The 20930-nt window shown below is 68.0% G+C and carries 14 protein-coding genes; 3 read left to right on the forward strand and 11 right to left on the reverse strand.

Annotated features, from left to right (window positions below):
- Together EV641_RS04405 and EV641_RS04410 are read right to left on the reverse strand one after the other, a co-directional pair.
- Window positions 1-3351: a UvrD-helicase domain-containing protein gene (locus EV641_RS04405; protein ID WP_132470920.1), complete on the reverse strand. Its 3351-nt coding sequence runs from the start codon at window positions 3349-3351 to the stop codon at window positions 1-3.
- On the reverse strand, window positions 3348-6704 hold the full coding sequence (locus tag EV641_RS04410) for an ATP-dependent DNA helicase (protein ID WP_241996830.1): 3357 nt from the start codon (window positions 6702-6704) through the stop codon (window positions 3348-3350). Before EV641_RS04410 ends, EV641_RS04405 begins: the two co-directional genes overlap by 4 nt.
- 135 nt (window positions 6705-6839) lie before the next feature.
- Here EV641_RS04410 and EV641_RS04415 point away from each other — a divergent pair, with 135 nt between their 5' ends.
- The 3 genes from EV641_RS04415 to EV641_RS04425 are packed head-to-tail and all read left to right on the forward strand — an operon-like array spanning window position 6840 to window position 9710.
- Window positions 6840-7628, forward strand: coding sequence for an alpha/beta hydrolase (locus EV641_RS04415; protein ID WP_241996831.1), 789 nt, complete (start codon window positions 6840-6842; stop codon window positions 7626-7628).
- 2 nt (window positions 7629-7630) lie between these two features.
- A complete protein-coding gene (locus tag EV641_RS04420) occupies window positions 7631-7924 on the forward strand; it encodes an MGMT family protein (protein WP_132470922.1) in 294 nt (97 codons plus the stop codon).
- Window positions 7925-7967: 43 nt separating this feature from the next.
- Window positions 7968-9710: an NTP transferase domain-containing protein gene (locus EV641_RS04425; protein ID WP_132470923.1), complete on the forward strand. Its 1743-nt coding sequence runs from the start codon at window positions 7968-7970 to the stop codon at window positions 9708-9710.
- A 50-nt stretch (window positions 9711-9760) separates the two neighbouring features.
- Here EV641_RS04425 and EV641_RS29645 read toward each other — a convergent pair whose 3' ends face one another.
- The 9 genes from EV641_RS29645 to EV641_RS04470 form a co-directional block, all read right to left on the reverse strand.
- Window positions 9761-10237 carry a transposase gene (locus tag EV641_RS29645; protein ID WP_347238216.1) on the reverse strand — a complete coding sequence of 159 codons (477 nt, stop codon included), beginning with the start codon at window positions 10235-10237 and terminating at the stop codon, window positions 9761-9763.
- A 718-nt stretch (window positions 10238-10955) separates the two neighbouring features.
- Window positions 10956-11675, reverse strand: coding sequence for a sirohydrochlorin chelatase (locus EV641_RS04435; RefSeq protein ID WP_132470924.1), 720 nt, complete (start codon window positions 11673-11675; stop codon window positions 10956-10958).
- Window positions 11672-12805, reverse strand: a complete 1134-nt coding sequence (locus tag EV641_RS04440; RefSeq protein ID WP_132470925.1) for a uroporphyrinogen-III synthase — start codon at window positions 12803-12805, stop codon at window positions 11672-11674. The genes EV641_RS04435 and EV641_RS04440 overlap by 4 nt, the downstream gene beginning before the upstream one ends.
- A complete protein-coding gene (gene nirD, locus EV641_RS04445; RefSeq protein WP_054719291.1) occupies window positions 12802-13239 on the reverse strand; it encodes a nitrite reductase small subunit NirD in 438 nt (145 codons plus the stop codon). Before nirD ends, EV641_RS04440 begins: the two co-directional genes overlap by 4 nt.
- 88 nt (window positions 13240-13327) lie before the next feature.
- Window positions 13328-15862 carry a nitrite reductase large subunit NirB gene (gene nirB / locus EV641_RS04450; RefSeq protein WP_132470926.1) on the reverse strand — a complete coding sequence of 845 codons (2535 nt, stop codon included), beginning with the start codon at window positions 15860-15862 and terminating at the stop codon, window positions 13328-13330.
- A 51-nt stretch (window positions 15863-15913) separates the two neighbouring features.
- Complete coding sequence (locus EV641_RS04455; protein ID WP_132470927.1) at window positions 15914-17344, reverse strand: nitrate/nitrite transporter; 1431 nt, start codon at window positions 17342-17344, stop codon at window positions 15914-15916.
- 132 nt (window positions 17345-17476) lie between these two features.
- Window positions 17477-18331, reverse strand: coding sequence for a TIGR02569 family protein (locus tag EV641_RS04460; RefSeq protein ID WP_132470928.1), 855 nt, complete (start codon window positions 18329-18331; stop codon window positions 17477-17479).
- A gap of 147 nt (window positions 18332-18478) precedes the next feature.
- Window positions 18479-19663: an adenylyltransferase/sulfurtransferase MoeZ gene (gene moeZ / locus EV641_RS04465; RefSeq protein WP_132471101.1), complete on the reverse strand. Its 1185-nt coding sequence runs from the start codon at window positions 19661-19663 to the stop codon at window positions 18479-18481.
- Between the two features lie 81 nt (window positions 19664-19744).
- Window positions 19745-20866, reverse strand: a complete 1122-nt coding sequence (locus EV641_RS04470; RefSeq protein ID WP_241996864.1) for a DUF3152 domain-containing protein — start codon at window positions 20864-20866, stop codon at window positions 19745-19747.
- Window positions 20867-20930: the final 64 nt, after the last annotated feature.

Raw genomic sequence — 20930 nt, forward strand, 5'->3', positions numbered from 1 at the left:
TCACCCGTTCTCGGCACCCGCCGATCGCACGAGCCGTTCGAGGGAATCGGCGTCCGGGAGGTCGTCGGGCGCCACGGTCCGGCCTGTCCTCACATAGTGGAATGCCGCACGGACCTTGTCGAGCGGAAGTTCTGCGGGACGCCCGGTGATCCGCGCGGTGCGCGCCGCCATCAACCTCGCCCACGCCAACCGATACGCAGCCAGCTGCATCCCCACCGACGCGAGCTTGTCGGAATCGGGTTCGGCGCCGGTCTTCCAGTCGATCACTGTCCAGCCGCCGTCCGGATCCTCGAAGACCGCGTCGATCCGGCCCCGGATCACGGTGCCGGACAAGGAAGTTTCGAAAGGCACCTCGACCTCGATCGGGTTCCGTGCGGCCCACGGCGACCGTAGGAACGCTTCCTGCAACCTGTCGAAGTCGGATTCGTCGCCGCCTTCGTCGTCGGCTCCGGGCAGTTCGTCGAGATCGAGCAGCCGGGTCGCGCCGAAGCGGCGTTCGAGCCACGCGTGGAACGCTGTACCGCGGCGCGCGAGCGGGTTGGGCCGGAACGGCAGGGGCCGGCGCAGACGTGCCGCGAGAGCGTCGGGATCCGCGGCAAGATCCACGAGCTGGCTGACCGACAGCTGCGCGGGCATCACCACTTCGGCACCGAGTTCGGCACGCTGTTCGCGTTCCGCGAGGAGCGCGTCGACGTCTGCTGCCCACTCATCCGGGTCGTCGTCGGAATCGTCGAGCGGCTCGGGTTCACCGGCAGCCACCGCGTCGAGGACCAGCGCGGCACCGCGTTCGACCGCGCCGCGCCGCGCGCCGAGGGGGTCGCGCGGCCACACGGCGCTGCGCGGCGTCTCGGTCATCGGATTGGTAGTACCCGGCTCGGGTGCGGGTTCCCACTGCTCGATCGCTCCGAGTTCCGGGCGTGCGGTCAGCAGTGCATGTAATTCCGTGAGGAACTCCGACGGACCCTTGGGCTCCGACCCGGTATCGGCCCAGTGGTGTCCGGACGCGTACAGGGCCCGCTCGGTTCGGGTCAGCGCCACGTAGAACAGTCGCCTGTCCTCGTCGTGCTTGCGCCGTTTGAGAGCATCCTTGTGCGCATCGATCGCGTTCTCGAGCATCTTGCGGTCGGACAGGTCGGCGAGGTCGAGCACGGGCACACCGTCGGTGCTCCCACCCGGTTCGTCTCCCGGCTGAGCACGATCGCCGCGGAGCCCAGGCGGGAGTTCGGCGAGCGCGCCGAGCCACGTCGATATTCCGGTGGTCGATGGAAAGATCCCGGTGTTCACGTGCGGGACGGCCACGACCTGCCATTCGAGGCCCTTCGCCGAGTGCACCGTCAAGATCTGTACCCGCTCCGGGTCGACCTCGACCTCTCCCGGGGTGAGTCCCTGTTCGATCTCCTCGGCCGCCGACAGGTATGCGAGCAGACCGGGCAATGTCGCGTGGCCGCGACCGGCAAAGGACGCGACGACGTCGGCGAACGCATCGAGATGCTCGCGCCCGGCCACCCCGCTGCGGCTGCCTACCCGGGCCTGCGCCTCGATGCCGATGCCGAGGACACGTTCGACTTCGGCCACGAGTTCGGTCAGTGGCTGCCCCAGCCGTTCGCGCAACGACGCGAGTTCGCGGGCAAGCGCCGCGATCCGTGCGAATCCGAACTTCGAATACTGCTCCGGCCTACCGGGATCCGAGATCGCATCGGCAAGCCCCGCTTGGTCGGCGTACTCGCCGGGCAACGCCGAATCGAGAGCGTCGTCGAGCGCATCGGGATCCGTGACAGCACCGGCGACGCCGTGCCGGCCGGAAATCGCCAGTTCCTGAGCCCTCCGCCACAGAGCACGCAGATCGGCTGCGCCGAGCTGCCACCTGGCGCCCGTCAGGACCCGCACGGCAGCACTGCCTGCCATCGGATCGGCGGCGAGACGCAGCATCGCGAGAACGTCGGCGACCTCCGGTGTGTGCAGGAGACCACCGAGGCCGACCACCTCGACCGGCAATCCGCGAGCACGTAGCGCCTCGGCGATCGGAGCGGCGTCGGCGTTCCGGCGCACCAGAACCGCCGCGGTGGGCGGCGGTACGCCCTCGGCGCGCGCGGCGGCGTATTCGGCGGCGATCCGGTCGGCCACCCAGTTGCGTTCGGCGTCGACATCGGTATGCAGCGCGATCCGCACGTCGCCGGGGGCCGCATCGGGTCGTGGCCTCAACCTGCTCACGGCGACTCCGCGTTCACGCAGTGGCTCGGATGACACATTTGCGAGTTCGAGTGCCTCCGGCGGATTACGCCAGCTGGTCAGGAGTTCCAGCTTCGGCGCGGGTTCGCTGTCGGGGAGCCTGAAGTCGGTCGCGAAGCGCGGAAGATTCGCTGCCGAGGCACCACGCCACCCGTAGATCGATTGCATGGGATCACCCACAGCGGTGACGGCGAGACCACCGTCCTGGCCACCACCGAACAGCGCGGACAGCAGGATCCGCTGTGCATGCCCGGTGTCCTGGTACTCGTCGAGCAGGACCACACGGAAACGCTCGCGCTCGCCTGCTCCGACCTCCGGATGATCTCGGGCGACACGCGCCGCGAGCGACATCTGACTACCGAAGTCGAGTGCGCCTTCACGGCGCAGGGTTTCGGCGAGTCGGTGCACCAAGGGAAGCATTTGCACACGATCATCCTGGGTCCCGAGGTAACCGAGGAGCGTCTTCGACGGCCCACCGCGCTGCCCCGGCCCACCCGGCAACGTGTGGATCAGCGTGTCGAGTTCGGTATGTGCTTCGGCCAGCTGTTCGGGATCGACCAAGTGCTCGGCGAGCTGACCGGACAACGCGAGAACGGTCTCGGTGACCGACGCTGGGTTCCGGTCGGTGTCCAGTTCACCATCCCACGCGCTGACCACGCGATGCGCGATCTGCCACAGCTCGGTCTCCGAGAGCAACGCCGCTGACGGTTCGATCGGCAGCAGCAACCCGTGCTCTCCCAGCAGGCGTCCCGCATACGCGTGGTACGTCCCGACCTCCGGCTCGCTGCCCAGGATCCGGCTGCGAAGCCCGCCGGTGGGGTCGAGGTCGCGGATCAGCGACGACCCGGCGAGCTTCGCGAGCCGTCGACGGATCCTGGTGGTCAACTGCTGGGCGGCCTTGCGTGTGAAGGTCAGGCCGAGCACCTGCTCCGGCTCCACGAAACCGTTCGCGACGAGCCACACCACTCGCGCCGCCATGGTTTCGGTTTTGCCCGCCCCTGCCCCGGCCACCACCAGGGCAGGGCCCATCGGCGCCTCGATGACGGCGGTCTGTTCGGTTGTCGGGGACGGTTGGCCGAGTGCCTCGGCGAGTTGTTCCGCGCTCACCCGGGCCCGGCTCATCCGGTCACCTGTCTGCCTTCGTCGTGCGCGGGGCAACTCGACTGGACCGGGCAGTGCCGACATCCGTCGTTGACCTGAGCGAGGAACTGCGGTCCTCGGGTTGCGGCCGCCGCCTCGTGGATCACCTCGCGCCAGCGGTCGAGTCCCTCGTCGTCGAGGGGTGGCTGGACTCGCTGGGTGGCCCCTTCCTTGTTGTGCGGCTTGGCGACGAACACCAAGCGCGCACCGCCCGGCGCCGCGGCGGGTTCCCCCTCGACAGCTCCTTCGGCGACCGCCACCTGATAGGCCGCCAGCTGAGCGTGGTCACGCGCGGCGTCCTTCGACACGGGGTTCTTCGCGGTCTTGACATCGACGACCACAGGGCGTCCGTCGGAGTCGCGTTCGAGCCGGTCGATTCGCCCGCGGAGGCGTATCCGGGGCGCGCCCTCCTCACGGGGTTCGATCATGCCGTCGACGGTGACCTCGACGCCTACTTCCTCGAGTTCGCCGCGGGTGCCCTGTAGCCATGTCGAGAAGGTGTCGAGCATTCTGCGCGTCCGTTCGAGTTCGCGACGCGCATACCAGTCGGAACCGAGATCGACCGAACCCCATGCATTCTCGAGCGCCTGGTCGATCCGGTCCGGGGGGATTCGCCCCGCGAGTGCCTGAACGAGGGTATGCACGAGCGTGCCTGTCACCGCGTGCGAGTTCTCGCCGTCGGATCCGCCGTGTCGCTCGAACATCCAACGGAGGGGGCACGTGACGAGCTGTTCGACGGTGGACGGGGACAGACGTACCGCATCCTCGTCCGGCTCCCACAGCGGCAGATCGGTACTCGGATCTGCGGTGCCGTACCACTTGTCGGGGTGGGCGCCCTGCACTCCCGCGCGGGCGAGCCGCGCGAGTTGCACGGCGGCACGATGCACCCGGTCCGGTTCGTGCTCCACGAGCACCGGATCGCATACGACGGAACGCAATTCCGCGACGAGCGCGGGCAGGGCCAGTACGCGCGTACGCACCTCGTCGGGCACGACCGGTTGTTCGGAACCGTTCTCGTCGTCCGATCCGAGAAGCTCGTCGACGAACCGCGACCGCACCAGTTCGGTATCGCCGCCGACCGAGTCGACCGCCGTGACGAGAAGGTGCGTGCGGGCACGACTGCAGGCGACGAGGAACAGCCGCCGCTCGTCGGCGAGCAGCGGAGCAGTCCGCGAGAGACGGGTGGTGCTGCCGTCACCTCCGTCGGCCCCGGACACCGCGTCGATGAGTGCTTCGATGCCGAGCAGGGTGCCACGCGCCCGCAGGCTCGGCCACAACCCTTCCTGCACGCTGGCGACCACGACGACATCCCACTCCCGGCCCGCCGCAGAGTGCGCGCTCAGGACGGTGACGGCCTCGGATTCGGCCGCGGCACGGCTGCGCACCGTGCCCGGGATCTCCTGTTCGGTGAGGTAGTCGACGAATCCGGAGATCTGGGCGCGTGGGAGCCGGTCGACGTAGTCGGCTGCCGCGTCGAACAGCGCCACCACCGCGTCGAGATCGCGGTCGGCCTGTGCGCCCACCGGGCCTCCGCGCGCGGAGGCCGCCACCCAGCGACGTTCCAGGCCGGTTGCCTGCCACGCCGCCCACAACACGTCCTCGAGCCCCCCGCCGCGAAGCAATGCCGATCTCGCCTTGGCCACCACCGACCGCACCCGTTTCAGAGGGGCCGCCTCCACGTCGGTCAGTCCTCGCATCATCCGGTCGGATTCGGCGGAGTCCTCGACGAGCAGTGTCCGGAGGAGTTCGGCCGAGTCGCGGTCGCCGTCGGAGGCAAGTTCGACCCGGCGCAGTCCGCGCCGGAGCCGACGCAACGCGACCGGCTCGGCGCCGCCGACCGGACCCGACAACAACGCGAGCGCCTCCTCGGGACCGAAACGGCGCTCGGACACCGCCCGCAGCACCAAGAGCATCCCGGCGACACTGTGCTGCCTGGCCAGGGGTAATTCGGACGCGGCCGTGGTCATCGGCACACCGGCCGCGAGCAGTGCACGGCGAAGTGGCGCAAGCACCCGCGGGACGGATCGGACGATCACGGCCATCTTCGACCACGGCACCTCGTCGATCAGATGGGCGCGGCGCAAGGTATCGGCGACGACGGCGGCCTCCTTCGCCTGCGACGACATCACGGCCACGCGCACCCGCTCGGTTTCGTCGGCCGCAGCAGCCCCGGGAGCAATGTCGTCGGAGCCCGGAGTCTCGGGCACCGAGGCTCCGCGGTGTGGCGGAAGCCCGGGGAGACGTCCGGCGATCGCGCAGGTGACGGACACGATCTCCGCTGCCGCGCGGAAGTCGGTGCCCAAGATGATGCGGCGCTGTGGATCGTGCTCGGCGAGCCCGGTGAGGAACTCCGGGTCGGCTCCGCGGAAGGTGAACACGCTCTGGTCGGGGTCGCCCGCGATCGTGCTCGTGCGTGTACCCGTGCCGATGACCCGCACGAGATGGGCGGCCTGCGGATCGAGATGCTGAGCGTCGTCGACGAGAAGATGCCGGATGCGAGTGCGCTCCCCCGCCAACAAATCCGGATCGGTCGCGAACGCCGCGAGTGCTGCGCCGACCAATTCGGCAGCGTCGAGCGCCGGAGCGGTGGCTTCGGGAGCCTCGAGCCCCACCGCTCCCCGCAGGAGCATCACCTGCTCGTACCGCTGCGCGAACAACCCGGCCGCGACCCATTCGGGGCGCTCACGACGCTCACCGAGCTCGATGAGGTCTTCTGGACCCATACCACGCTCGTTGGCCCGCAACATCAGATCACGCAGTTCCACGGCGAAACCGGTCATGCCGAGTGCGGGCCGGAGACGCTCCGGCCACATCACCGCGCCGTCGTCGATGTCGCCGCGCAACAGCTCACGCAGGACCGCATCCTGCTCGGCACCCGTGATCAACCGCGGCGGAGGATTCCCGTGCGCGGACGCCTGCAGGCGCAGCACGGCGAACGCATAGGAATGTACCGTGCGGACGAGCGGCTCGCGGGTGGCGCGCGGGTCGGCCGCCGCCCCCGCGCTCAACAGACCCGCGGTGATCGCCTCGCGCACCGCGGTGGCCGCGCGCCGGGAGTGGGTGAGCACGAGCACCGAGTCGGGTTGAGCCCCGGACGCGATGCGATGCACCGCGAGGTCCACGAGCAGGGAGGTCTTACCGGTGCCTGGACCACCGAGGACCTGCCACGGTCGCCACTGCGGAGCGGGCGGAGCGTCGGCGAAGACCTGCTGGACGCCCTGTGCCCACTCGCGGGTCGCGGTGGTGTCTTCCGGCCGCCGGACGAGTCGCGCGGCGGGGCGCCGCGGGCGCTCGGGAGCGCCCCGCAGTCCCGTGCGGAGATCGGCGTCGGTCATACCGGTATCCCAGCAGACGGGTCCGACAGACAGCCGCACCACCTCCTTGATGTCCTCCCGGCCGTGAACGACCGGGCTCGCGCCGAAGATAGTGCGGTCACCCCGCGGCGTCACCCAAGTGCCATAGTGAATGAGGTGAGCGCCTCCGCATCGCCCCTCCACACACATCTGTTCGGACCTGCCGACGGACCACCGGTGCTGGCCCTGCACGGCCTGACCGGCCACGGCAGACGCTGGCAGAACCTGGCCGATCGGCATCTCCCGGACCTCCGTGTGATCGCCCCGGACCTGCGGGGCCACGGCCGGTCGCCGTGGGAGCCTCCGTGGAGTTTCGAATCCCACGTCCAGGACCTTCTCGGTGTCCTCCACGCACACACCCACGAACCGGTCACGGTGGTGGGGCATTCCTTCGGGGGCGCACTGGCGCTGCACGTCGCCGCCTCAGCACCCGACCGGGTTCGCGCGCTCGTCCTGCTCGATCCTGCGATCGCGCTGCCGCCGGGCAGGTTGCTCGAAGTCGCCGATCTCACTGTGCGCTTTCCCGACTACACGGATGAGGCCGAGGCCCGCTCGGAGAAGGTGCACGGTGACTGGGGTGAGGTCGCCCCGGAACTTCTCGATGCGGAGATCGCAGAGCATCTGGTCGCACTCGACTCCGGCCGGGTGAATTGGCGTTACTGCGTGCCGGCGCTGGTGGCGTCGTGGGGCGAACTCGCACGCGAGTTCGTGCTGCCGCCGGCCCGAGTACCCACGGTTCTCGCACGTGCCGGCAGGGTCCGTCCCGCGTACACCTCGGACGAGTTTCGCGCGGCCCTGGCCGAGCGGCTCGGTTCGCATCTGACGATGCTCGAGCTCGAGTGCGACCACATGATCGACCAGGCGATGCCCGAGAGTGCTGCAGCACTGGTCAGGAAGGTGCTGTAGGCGTGGTCACGACAGACGCTCAGATCGAGCACGTACGCGGGCTCGTCGCGTCGATTCCTGCCGGCTCCGTGGCGACCTACGGCGACCTCGCTGACGCGGCGGGGCTGTCCACCCCCCGCACCGTCGGGTGGATCATGCGGACCGACAGTTCCGACCTGCCCTGGCACCGGGTGGTCCCGGCGTCCGGCAAACCGGCCTCGCATCTCGCCCATCGTCAGCTGTCCAGCCTCGCACTCGAAGGCACACCGATCAGCGGCGATCGGGTCGATATGCGCCGAGCGCGTCACACATTCTGACGGCGCGCGCACGGATTCGGACGGTGTCGGGCAGCATGAGTGCATGTCCATGCTGTCCGACTCTGTGTCCGGGTCCGAGGCCGTCATCGTCGCGGGTGGGCGAGCAACCCGGATGGGTGGCGCCGACAAGCCCGCGCTCGTGGTCGCGGGTCGGTCGATGCTCGACACCGCCCTCGCCGCGGTGGAAGGTTTTCCCCGCATCACAGTCGTGGGCCCGCACCGCGATGATCTCGACCCCGCAGTTGTCCAGACTCAGGAATCCCCGATCGGCGGTGGCCCCGTCGCCGCGTTGGCCTCCGCCGACCCCGCCGCGGAGATCGTCGTGATCCTCGCGGCCGATCTCCCGTTCGTCACCGCCGAGTCGATCGCCGTTCTGGCCGGTGCGCTCGACGCCGCACCCGACGCGGACGCGGCCTTTGCCGTCGACAACGACGGGAACCTGCAGTTCCTGCTCGCTGCGTGGCGTGGGCGCGCACTGTCCACACGTCTGTCGGCACTCGGTCCCGATCCATCCGGCCTGCCTATGAAAGCGCTCCTGCCGGAGCATTACGTCACCGTGGCCGTGCCCGGCACCGAGGACTGCGACACACCCGATGATCTGCATCGCGCCCGGGTAGCCACGGGCACCCGGGCGGACCCGAAGGAAGCGCGAAAGATTCTTCGGGACGCTCAGCGTCCATTGCCGATTCGTAGTGTTGCGCGCGACGGGGCCTTCGGGGCCACGCTCGCGTCTCCACTCGTCGCAGCGGCGCCGCTACCGCCCGCCGCGACTTCCGCCATGGACGGGTACGCAGTGTCCGGGGCCGGCCCGTGGACTCTGCGGACGGAGGTCCGATATGCCGGGGCTGCGGGTGAATTCGCACTGAATCCCGGGGAAGCCGCCCGCATCGCCACGGGCGCGCACCTACCGTCCGGTGCGACGTCGGTGGTGCGCGATGAGTACATCCTCGTCGAGGACGGAATCGTCACACGACCCCCGGACGCTCCGGTGCGCGACGACTTCCGCGGCATCGGTGAGGAATGGGAACCCGGATACATCCTGGCGGAAGCCGGATCGGCCGTGACGCCCGCGATCGTCTCGACGGCAGCGAGCGGCGAGGTGTCGCACATCCACGTACGCGGACCTGTGCGGGTCCACCTGGCGCTCACCGGTGACGAGATCCGTCGCAGCGGCCCGCTGTTCGAGGGACAGACCCGTGATTCACTCGGGCCGGTTCTTCCGCAGTTCGTGTCGTGGTGCGGCGCGGAGGTGGCCGGCGACGAGCATCTCCGAGACACTGCCGACGCATTCGACGTCCTGCTGCGCACGACCACCGACGCCGACGCGATCGTGATCGTCGGCGCAACCGGTCGCGGAGCGGCGGATCAGCTGCGCTCTGCCCTGGACCGCGCAGGGGCCTCGGCAGTGGTCGAACGAGTTCGGTGCAAACCTGGGGGATCTCAGGTTGCGGCAGTACTTCCCGACGGTCGAGCGGTGCTCGGCCTTCCGGGCAATCCCGTTGCAGCACTGGCGACCCTGTTGGTGATGTTGCCCGCGATCGTCGACGGGCGCACCCTCCGCACGCCGGCGACACCACTGACGGCGCCACTGGCGAACGCATCGGAGGTTGCCGGGGACATCACCCGCTTCCTCCCGGCGCGACAGCTTGATAACGGAAAGTGGCTGTGCGACAACACGATTCGAACGTCGCATCTGGCCGGACTCATCGGCCGTTCAGCAATCGCCCTGGTGCCGCCGAATGCCGCCGACGGCGATACTGTCGAACTCGTGCTCCTGCCCCGATAACCACTTTGACGTCCTCCCGGTCGTGAACAACCGAGATTCCTACCGCAGCGCTACACGCCACCTCGGTGGGTTCCTGTTTCATCGAGTCGTGCTCCCCACCAAGCAGGAAGACTTGCCGTCTCTCCGCAGGCGTTTCGCCTCTCCGCCCGTCCAGCGGCGAGGATATTTCGTGCTGCATTCAGATCCCGGTCATGGACCGCCCCACACAGGCACGTCCATTCCCGCACCGACAACGACTTCTTCCCGTCCACGCGTCCACACACCGAACACATCGGCGACGACGGGAACCACCGGTCGACCTTCGAGAAATGCCTTCCGTACCGGGCGGCTTTCTCCTCCGACAACCGGGTGAACATCCCCCACCCGGCAACGTGCACGGACTTCGCCAACCTCGTCCGTACGAGGCCCGCGACACACAAATCCTCGACATACACCGCTCGATTCTCGCGAATCAGTGTCATGGACTGCATGTGCGCCCACTCGCTGCGGGGATCGGCCACCCTCGCGTGAGCTCTCGCAACCTTGATTCGGGCTTTCGCCCGGTTCGTGCTGCGCTTTTCGCAGGTTCCGTTCGGCGCGAGGGAAGAACCTCGGCGACTCGATCACCTTCCCATCCGACAGGACCGCGAACGCGGCCAGCCCCAAATCGATCCCCACCTCCGCATCGCACTCCGGCAATGGCACATCGGTGGTCTCCACCACGAACGACGCAAAATAGCGGCCCGCGGCATCCTTGATGATCGACACACTCGACGGTTCCGACGGCAACTCCCGTAACCAGGCCACCTTCAGCTCCCCGACCTTCGCGACATACAGCTTCCGGCTGCCTCGAATACTGAACCCGTTCCGAATGAGCCGGACCGACTGCCGATTGTCCTTGCGAGACCGGAACCGCGGAGCCCGACCCTGCGACCCTTCCGCTTCCCGGACAGCAAATCGAACCAGTTCCGATACACGCGACGCGCGTCCTGACAGGCTTGCACCAACACCGCCGACGCCACCTCGGAAAGCCACACCCGCTGCGGAGTCTTCTTCGCCTCGGTGACCACCCGTTTCTGCACCTCGGTGTCCGAGATTTCACCCCGGCCGCATACGCGTCCTGCCGGGCGCGCAACGCGTCGTTGAACACCACCCGCGCGCATCTGAGTTGCACGCCCGCACCGTACAAGCGACCACCGACACACACCGCTCGAGGGATCGGCTGTCCGGCCGTGAACGACCGGGCTCGCGCCGAAGATAGTGCGGTCAGATGCTGTACACCGTTGTCGTATTCGTTCGGAGCGCAGGGGTGATCGCCGCCCGGTAGCGCCTCGCGACCAGATCGACGATCGAATCGGTCACCCCGAGCGGCGCAGCGACGCCGTCGGCGCCGCACTCGAACAGCCGGCTGTGGAACAGCCCCTCGGCGAGCAGGTACGCCGCGATGAACACCCTGCGGTCCCCCTGCACCCGCATGTCGTTCACGACGTCGGCCACCCGGGGACTTCCGGTCGCGACGTATCCGATCCTGACCGTGGTTCGGGTAAGCGCCGCCAGCATCCGCGCGGCAGACCTGACGTCGCACAGCGCGCGCGGGTCGGACGATCCCGCCGCGGCGAGCACCACCGTGTCGCCGGGTCGCCATCCCGCATCCCGCAAGCGCGACACCATCACCCGCGCCAGCACCGGATCCGGCCCGAGAGCGTCGGTCACCACGACGTCGCGGTGACCGCTCTCGGCTACCTCCCGGGGAACATCGGTGTGCACGTGATAGCCCGACGCGAGAAAGGCAGGCACGAGCACGGTCGGGCGGCCACTGTCGCGCAGGACCTCCGCGGGCGAGGGACCGAGCACATCGACGAACGCCACGCGCGTCGGCCCCGCGGTCCGCGACACTTCGCCCGCGAGCTGCGCGATCATCTCGACTCCCCGGGGGTTCCGGGTGCCGTGCGCGACGAGGAGCAGTGCCGCGTCGGTCGAGTTCATGATTCCTCCAACTCCACTGCCAGTCGATATCCACGTTTGACGACGGTCTGCACGAGCGCCGGCACACCGAGCGCCGAACGCAACCGTGCCACCGCGGTCTCGACGGCGTGGGTGTCCCCACCACCGCCGGGCAGGACGGTCAGCAGTTCTTCACGGGAAACGACGTTTCCGGGCTTCGCCGCCAGTGCCCGGATCAGTGCCATGCCTGCGGGAGCGAGGCAGCGCACCTCGTCGTCGACGACAACGCACCGGCCCCGCAGTCCGAGGACGTGTGTTCCGATGTTGATCCGGACGGCCCGCCGCGGCAGATCCTCCGCGATGTGCCGTGCGAGCGATCCGAGCCTCGCCCGTGTCGGCATCGTCACGGGCACATCGAGTTCGTCTAACGGCGCGGCTGTCACCGGACCGACACACACGGCGGTCACTCCGGTGCGCAACCCCTGCAACATCGGTTCGAGCATTCCGGTTGCCTTGGCCCTCATCAGCATCGACGCGACCGCCGGTGCGCTGGTGTAGGTGACGGCGTCGAGTGCGCGGTCGCTGATCTGCTCGATCATCCGGTCGAGCGATGTCGAATCCTCGGGTGGGGTCCAGCGGTACACGGGCACCGGTACGACGTCGGCTCCGGCCGCGCGCAGCACGTCACACAGGTCTTCTCCGGGTTCCCATTCGGTCCGTTCCCCGTGGAGTTGGACGGCGATCCGCTTTCCCTCGACACCTTCCGCAAGGAGGTGTTCCAGGACCTCGCTCGACGACTCGGACTCCGGCGACCATTCCTCCCTCAGTTCCGCGGCCCGAATCGCCCCCGTCACCTTCGGTCCCCTTGCGAGGATGCGGCTCGCGCTCAACGCCCGTGACAGATCGTCCGCGAGCCCCCAGCCGTCCGCCGCACCGATCCATCCACGGAAACCGATCGCGGTGGTCGCGATGGTCACGTCCGGCGGAGCGGCGACGATGGCACGCGTGGCGTGCTCGAGCTCGGCGTCGTCGGACAGTGGGATGATCCGGATCGCGGGAGCACGGACGACGTCGGCACCTCGCCGTGTGAGCAGCGTCGCGAACTCGTCCGCGCGCCGCGACGCCGTCACTCCGATGGTGAACCCGCGCAGTGGCGTGTTCTCGGAGCTCACGAAACGACGCCGGAGTCCACGGTCTCGACACTCCTGCGGCCGCGGAGCGGGCTGTGAACCTGCACGACCCCTGCCCACACCCGGACGTCGTACACCGGCAGGCTCACGGTGGAATCATCGAGGCAACGACCGTCGTCGAGCGAGTAGACCTGCTTGAGCAGCGGCGACGCCACCGTGGGTTCGCCGGCACGGTCACCGATGATCCCCCTCGACATCACAGCAGCGCGACCGATCGGGTCGATGTTGCCGACCGCACGCAACGTGCCGTCGTCGAGCAGAAACAATGCCACCTGCTCTCCCCCTCTCAGCAACACGGCCACTCCCCGCCCGGGGATGAGGTGGCTCAGGGGGCAGGCCGATGTCCATTCCAGCCGGCCGTTCAGCACGCTGTCGCGTGTCGTGGTCTCCGCGGTCGGCATCGCGATGACGGTCATGGGTCCTCCTCGAGACTTGTTACCCGAAATTCTGGTCCTGCGGTGTTTCGCCTGCGTTACCCGGCGGTTCCCACCGGGTAATCACGCTCTATTCCGCCTCGCCGGTCCTGACTCCTGGCATACCCATCAGAACAGGCACCTTACGTGCACCGGAATCGTCGAACTGCACGGTGGGATCGGCCTCGTCGGGAGCATTGACGAACGAGACGAAGCGGGCCAGCTTCTCCGGGTCCTCGAGCACCCCCGCCCACTCGTCCTTGTATCCGGCGACGTGCTTGGCCATCGCCGCCTCGAGTTCTTCGCCGATGCCGAGGCTGTCCTCGCAGACGACAGCCCTGAGGTGATCGAGTCCGCCGTCGAGCGCGTCGAGCCACGGCGCGGTGCGCTGGAGCCGATCGGCGGTCCGCACGTAGAACATGAGGAACCGGTCGATGTACTTGACAAGGGTCTCGTCGTCGAGACCGCCGGCAAGCAACTGCGCGTGCTTGGGCGACTGACCGCCGTTGCCGCACACGTAGAGGTTCCAGCCGCCCTCGGTGGCAATGATACCGACGTCCTTGCCCCGGGCCTCCGCGCATTCGCGCGCGCACCCGGACACACCGAACTTGAGCTTGTGCGGAGACCGCAGCCCCCGGTAGCGGTTCTCGAGGTCGACGGCCATGCCCACCGAGTCCTGCACGCCGTAACGGCACCAGGTCGAGCCGACGCAGCTCTTGACGGTCCGCAGCGACTTTCCGTAGGCCTGGCCCGACTCCATGCCCGCGTCCACAAGTCGCTTCCAGATCTGCGGCAGCTGCTCGACGCGGGCGCCGAACAGGTCTACGCGCTGCCCGCCGGTCATCTTCACGTAGAGCCCGAAATCGCGGGCCACCTCACCGAGGACGATGAGCTGCTCGGCGGTGCATTCACCGCCGGGCATCCGCGGCACCACGGAGTAGGTGCCGTTCTTCTGGATGTTCGCGAGGAAATGGTCGTTGGTGTCCTGCAGACCTGCCTGGCTGCGGTGCAGGATGTGGTCGGAGTCCGTCGAAGCCAGGATCGAGGCGACGACCGGCTTGCAGATGTCGCAACCACGTCCGGCGCCGTGGCGCTCGATCAGAGCCGAGAAGGTGCGGATCCCGGTCGCCTGCACGATCTGGAACAACTCGGCGCGGGACTGCTCGAAGTGCTCACACAGCGCCTTCGACATCTCCACGCCCGACGACGCGAGCAGCTGCTTGACGGTCGGAAGACAGCCACCACAGGTGGTGCCGGCGTTGGTGCATTCCTTGATCTGCGCGATATCGCATGCGCCCTCGGCGATCGCCCCGCAGATCGCGCCCTTCGTGACGCCGTTGCACGAACACACTTCGGCGTCGTCGGGCAGTGATCCCGCTCCGGGCTTCTCGCCGGCCGGTGAGATCAGCGATGCCGGGTCACCGGGCAATTCACGCCCCACCAGGGGTCGCAGCGATCCGTACGCTGACGCATCACCGACCAGGATGCCGCCGAGAAGGACCTTGGCATCGTCGGAGACGACGAGCTTCGCATAAGTGCCCTTGGCAGAGTCCGACAGCACCACCTCGAGCGCGCCGGGGGTCCGTGCGTGCGCGTCGCCGAAGCTCGCGACGTCGACCCCGAGGAGCTTGAGTTTGGTCGACATGTCGGCGCCGGGGAACTCGGCGTCGCCGCCGAGCAACCGATCGGCGACGACCTCGGCAGTGCTGTAGCCGGGGGCGACGAGCCCGTAGCAGACGCCGTCGACCGCGGCGACCTCCCCGATCGCGTAGACGGCCTCGTCGTTGGTGCTGCGGCACGAGAGATCCGTGAGCACACCACCTCGGCCCGCGAGGTCGAGTCCGGCCTCCCGCGCGAGTTCGTCGCGGGGGCGCACACCCGCCGAGAACACGACCAGACCTGCGTCGATCGTGCTGCCGTCGGACAGGGACACCCTCAGCCCCGAAGACACCGGTTCGATCTTCTCGGTAGCGACCCCCGTGTGTGTGACGAGGCCGAGGCCCGTGACGAGCCGGTCGAGGACCTTGCCACCGCCTTCGTCGACCTGGGCGGGCATGAGCCGGTCGTTGTATTCGACGATGTGCGCGGTCAGGCCCATGCCTCGCAGGGCATTCGCGGCCTCGAGGCCGAGCAGTCCACCTCCGACCACGATTCCGGCGGCGCTGCGCCCGGTGACCTCGGCGTCGGCGACGGTCCGTGCCGCCGCGTCGCGGATGCCGTCGAGGTCGTCGAGCGTGCGGTAGACGAAACATCCGGGCAGGTCGTGGCCGGGGACCGGCGGCACGAACGCGAAGGATCCGGTCGCTAGGACTAGCGCGTCGTAGGACAGGACCTGCCCCTCGCCGGTGGTGACCGTGCGCGCCGCCCGGTCGATCGAAGCGGCACGGGTTCCGATCCGAAGATCGACGAGGTCGTCACCGCGGTAGTCATTGCCGGCGAGGGCAAGTTCCTTACGGTCCCACAAGCCGACGTACGACGACAGGCCGACACGGTCGTAGGCCGGGTCCGCCTCCTCGCACAGCACCGTGACCGACCATGCGTCCTGATCGTCGCGGGCGCGCAGCGCCTCGACGAAACGGTGTCCGACCATGCCGTGACCGGCGACGAGTACGTTCTTGCGGCTCATGGGTTCTTCGCTTTCTCTTCGTGCAGGTGGTGCTGGTACTGGTGATGCAGGTCAGGAGGCCGGGGCCGGCTCGATTTCCGCGTCCTGCTGCGGGACCCGTAGGAAGACCACCCAGGTCACCGCGATGCAGGCCAGGTAGAAGGCGCCGAAGACCCAGAAGGCCATCGTCGCGGACTGTGCTTCACCGGAGTACGAGGCGCGGAGTACCAGGTTGATGCCGACTCCTCCGAGACCGCCGATGGCACCGGCGAAACCGATGAGCGCACCCGACATACTGCGCGACCACGCCGCCTTCCCGGCTCGATCGAGATGCTCGAGCCCCTGTGCCTTCGCTTCGAAGATCGACGGGATCATCTTGTAGACCGAGCCGTTGCCGAGTCCGGACAGAAGGAACAGTGCGACGAAGCCGAGGACGAATGCGACCATGATCCCGCCGGATGCTGCGCCTTCGGTGGCGTCGTCGAGGGTTCCCGCGACGATGAGGACGCCGGCGGCGAGCGCCATCGCGACGAACGTCCAGACGGTGATGCGTCCCCCGCCGATCCGGTCGGCGAGTTTGCCGCCGAGCGGGCGGGCCACCGAGCCGAGCAGGGGGCCGATGAAGGCGATCTGTGCGGCATGGAGGGCGGCCTCCGCCGGGGTGTCGCCACCGGCGAGGAAGTTGATCTGCAGAACCTGCCCGAACGCGAAGCTGAATCCGATGAACGAGCCGAAGGTGCCGATGTAGAGGAAGGAAATGACCCACGAGTCGCTGAACTTCAGGCTCTCGCCCATCGCCCGGAGATCTGCGCGCTGGTCGCCGAGATTGTCCATGAACAGGGCCGCACCGAGGGCTGCGCCCGAGCAGAGGACAAGGTAGATGGCACAGACGATCCACGGTGCGGTGTTTCCGACGGTCGCGATGACCAGCAGGCCGATCAGCTGGATCACGGGGACACCGATGTTGCCTCCACCGGCGTTCAGACCCAGCGCCCACCCCTTGAGGCGCTGTGGATAGAACGCATTGATGTTCGTCATCGACGACGCGAAGTTGCCGCCGCCGACACCCGCGAGGGCCGCGACCAGCATGAACGTGGTGTAGGAATGACCCGGGTTCAGCATCAGATACAGCGTGGCCACAGTCGGAACGAGCAGGACCAGTGCGCTGAAGATCGTCCAGTTGCGCCCGCCGAACTTCGCGGTCGCCACCGTGTACGGGATGCGCAGAATCGAGCCCACGAGGGTGGGCACCGCGACGAGGAAGAATTTGCCGGCGGCGTCGATACCGTAGATCTCGGTGGGCATGAACAGCACCATCACCGACCAGATCGACCACACCGAGAAACCGACGTGTTCGGCGATCACCGACCAGATCAGGTTGCGCTTGGCAATGTCCTTGCCGCCCGCTTCCCACGCGTCGACATCCTCGGCGTCCCATTTATCGATGTAGTGCTTGCGCGCGAATTTGCTTCGCAGCGGCTCTTTTTCGAGTACAACACTCACGCCGGCCACCCCTCTCAGGTTTCTGATGCACCCAAGGTATGGAGCGGGTGTTGCCGCGGTGCTGCCTGCGGTGACTGGAAAGTCAAGAGTTCCTCACCGGAGGACGATGTCCGGTGTGAGGGCCTCGCAACGTCAGAGGAGCAGGCGAACCAGGTCGGTGGTGTGGGCGAGACCGGGGAACGCTTCCTCGGTGGACCGCGGGTGCAATGCGTGCACCGCCAGCCGGAACATCGCCGCACGCAGCAGCATCTGCGGCCATTCCGGGAGGTCCTCCCACCTGCCGATCAATGCGTCGTCGGCGCCGCCCCACGACAGAGCGTCGACGACGGCCACGGCTGCGGCCCACGACGCCGGTCGCCAATACGGGGTGATATCGGTCAGCCCCGGAGCAGCTCGGCCCGCGAACAGCACCGTGCCGAACAGGTCGCCGTGGACCAGCTGGTCCGGAAGGTGCACGGGCTTGCGGAACGTGGCAAGTTGCGCGATCAGGTCGAGGCTCTTGCGTCCGTCGGGGGTCACGGTTTCGGGCGCACCGGCGGCGCGCGCCGAACGCAGCGGCACCGTCTCCCACGCGGCCCGGTCCGCGGCGACGAAGACATCGACGTCCGCCCACGGCGCGACCGGAGGTTGCATCAGGAATCGAGGCCGTTCGAGCTGGGATGTGGCCGCATGCAGCCGGAGCGACAGGGACACCACTTCGTCGTGTCGGGGTTCGGATGTGCCGACGATGTAGGTGTCGGCACGCCAGCCGGACACCACGTATCGTCCATCGGTCGCGCGGACCGGCCGCGCCAGCCGGACCCCGTCCACAGTGAGAGTTTCCCGGACTTTCGCCGACCACGCCGCGCGCGCGTGGTCGGCGACCCTGGACAGGACCACGTCTCCACAGCGGTATCCGCCGTCCCAGTCCGCCCCGAGCGGGATCGGCTGGACGTCGCGGAGACCGAACGTGGAGCACACGTGTTGCGGGGGTTCGAGCGAACTCACGCGGCCAACGGTACCGCCGGTAGGCAGCACGGCCGAGAAGGCACCCCGGCACTCAGGTCACAACTTGACACCAATCCGACAGGAGATCTTGCGTCCATCTCGCTGGCGCCCGGGATCGCGCCCGGCGGAATCTGCGCCGAACCGGTGTCAGTACAGCGGCAGGGATGTGTCGACCTGCTGAGCCCAGGCCACGACACCGCCCTGCAGATGGGTCGCGTCGGCGAACCCGGCGCGTTTGAGCACGGCGAGGGCCTCGGCCGACCGGATACCTGTCTTGCAGTACAGGACGATCGGTGTGTTCTGCGGTAGCTCGGCGAGCGCCTCGCCCGACAGAATCCGATCCTTCGGAACGAGTCGTGCCCCGTCGATGCGGACGATGTCCCATTCCACCGGTTCACGCACGTCGATCAGCGCGAGGTCGCGGCCGGAGTCGATCATCGTCCGCAGCTCGGTCGCGGTGATCGTCGCATCCGCTGTCGCAGCAGCCGCGTTCTCCGGCATGATTCCGCAGAACGCGTCGTAGTCGACGAGTTCTGTCACGGGGGACCGCCCGGGGTCGCGTCGCAGCGTGACGGTGCGGAAGGTCATAGCGAGCGCGTCGTAGATCATCAGGCGGCCCAGCAGCGGGTCGCCGATCCCGGTGATCAGCTTGAGCGCCTCGGTTGCCATGATCGTGCCGACCGTGCCCGGGAGGACGCCGAGCACGCCACCTTCTGCGCACGACGGCACCATGCCCGGTGGCGGAGCCTCGGGGTAGAGATCGCGATAGTTGAGCCCGCGTCCGTCCGGGGCATCGTCCCAGAAAACCGAGATCTGGCCTTCGAACCGGAAGATCGACCCCCACACGTACGGCTTCCGGGCGAGGATCGCGGCGTCGTTGACGAGGTACCGGGTGGCGAAGTTGTCGGTGCCGTCCAGGATCAGGTCATACTGCTCGAACAGCGCCACGGCGTTGCACGAATCGAGTCGTTCCGGATGTAGATGCACTGCGATGTTGTCGTTGATGGCACGGATGCTGTCGCGCGCACTCTCCCCCTTGGAACGTGCAACATCCGCCTGCCCGTGGATGATCTGCCGCTGCAGGTTCGAGGATTCCACGTGGTCGTCCTCGACGATGCCGATGGTGCCGACACCGGCAGCCGCGAGATACAACAGCGCGGGCGATCCGAGACCGCCGGCTCCGATGAACAGCACCTTGGCGTTCTTCAGCCGCTTCTGGCCAGTGACGCCGACGTTCGGGATGATCAGGTGCCGGCTGTATCGCGCGATCTCTTCGCGGGTCAGCTCACCAGCGGGTTCCACGAGTGGTGGTAGGGCAAGAGTCGGTTCCACCGACGGCAGTGCGGTCACGATCTACTCCTCTGCGGGTACGCCGCCGATTGTCCCACCGTCGACGACCCCCCTCCGAGGCGGTCATGCTCCGCGGGGAAACGGCCACGGGTTGTAGCGGCAGACCTTTCCGTCGGCAGGAACGACCCCGTCGGGATCGAGTCGGGCGATATCGTCGTTCGCGGTGCCGTAGGTCTGCTGCATCATGATCGGCGAGAGTCCGCCGTCGGTGGTGCACGCTTCGTGCTCGGGATAGCCCACCGCGTGCCCGACCTCGTGGTTGACCAGGTATTGGCGGTAAGAACCGATGTCGCCGTGGAACGCGACCGCCCCCCGAACCCAGCGTGGCTCGTTCACGAAGACCCGTTCGACACCGGGATTGAAGCACGAGCCTTCGAGTTCGATGTCGAATCCACAGAACTGCCGGATCGTCATCTGCGAGGTGAGCGAGACCCGGAAGTCGGGGACCTCGTTGTCGACCCGCCGGAACGCGAAGGCCCGATCTGCGGTCCAGCTCCTCGGGTCGGCGAGAGTCTCGTCGACCATCCTGGCGAATGCGGCGTCTCCGCCGTACGCGGTGGTGTCGACACCGTCCTCGATCTCGACCGTGTAGGTGAACACCTGCCGCTCGCCGAATCCCGCCTGCTCGGTACTGCCGGGAAGAACCTCCCAGGTACCGGCGCCGCGCTCGGTGAAGGATCCTCCGTCCGGCAGCACACCGGATTCCAGGTCGGCCGGGAAGATCCCGTCGGCGATGGGCGCCTCGACGAGGGCGTCGTCCACGGCCCCTGTCGTGTCGTCACCGTCTGCGACCGCACTCGTTGCATCGCCCTGCACCGCGTCCCACATCACGAAGACGGTCACTGCAGCGAGTACGGGCACGGCGTAGGCACGCCACCCGTACCGCGCGACGAAGCGTCCGAGCCGGCTCTGCTTGCGCACATCTCGCGTCGGTCGCGGCCGGCGCGGCGGACGACGGTCGCCCCCTACCGGATCCCACTGCGCCCGGAGCGGTTGCCTCGATCCGGAACGCGGACCCGAATCGCCGAGCGACGGGCGCGCACGGAGACGCGAGTCCTGTGATTGCTGCGAGTCCTGCGAAGGCAGGGCCGAGCCGTGCGGTCTGCGGGTCGTACGTGCTCCTCCTCGGTCGATCACGGTTGTCAGAATGTCACACTGCGGTCGATCCGACGGGCTGTCCGTGATGGGTCCTTACTTCTCACACAAGGGGGCTACCGCACCACCGGAAAAGGCGGATACTCGACGGTAG

This window comes from Rhodococcus sp. SMB37 (assembly GCF_004345605.1).
Classification (GTDB): domain Bacteria; phylum Actinomycetota; class Actinomycetes; order Mycobacteriales; family Mycobacteriaceae; genus Rhodococcus.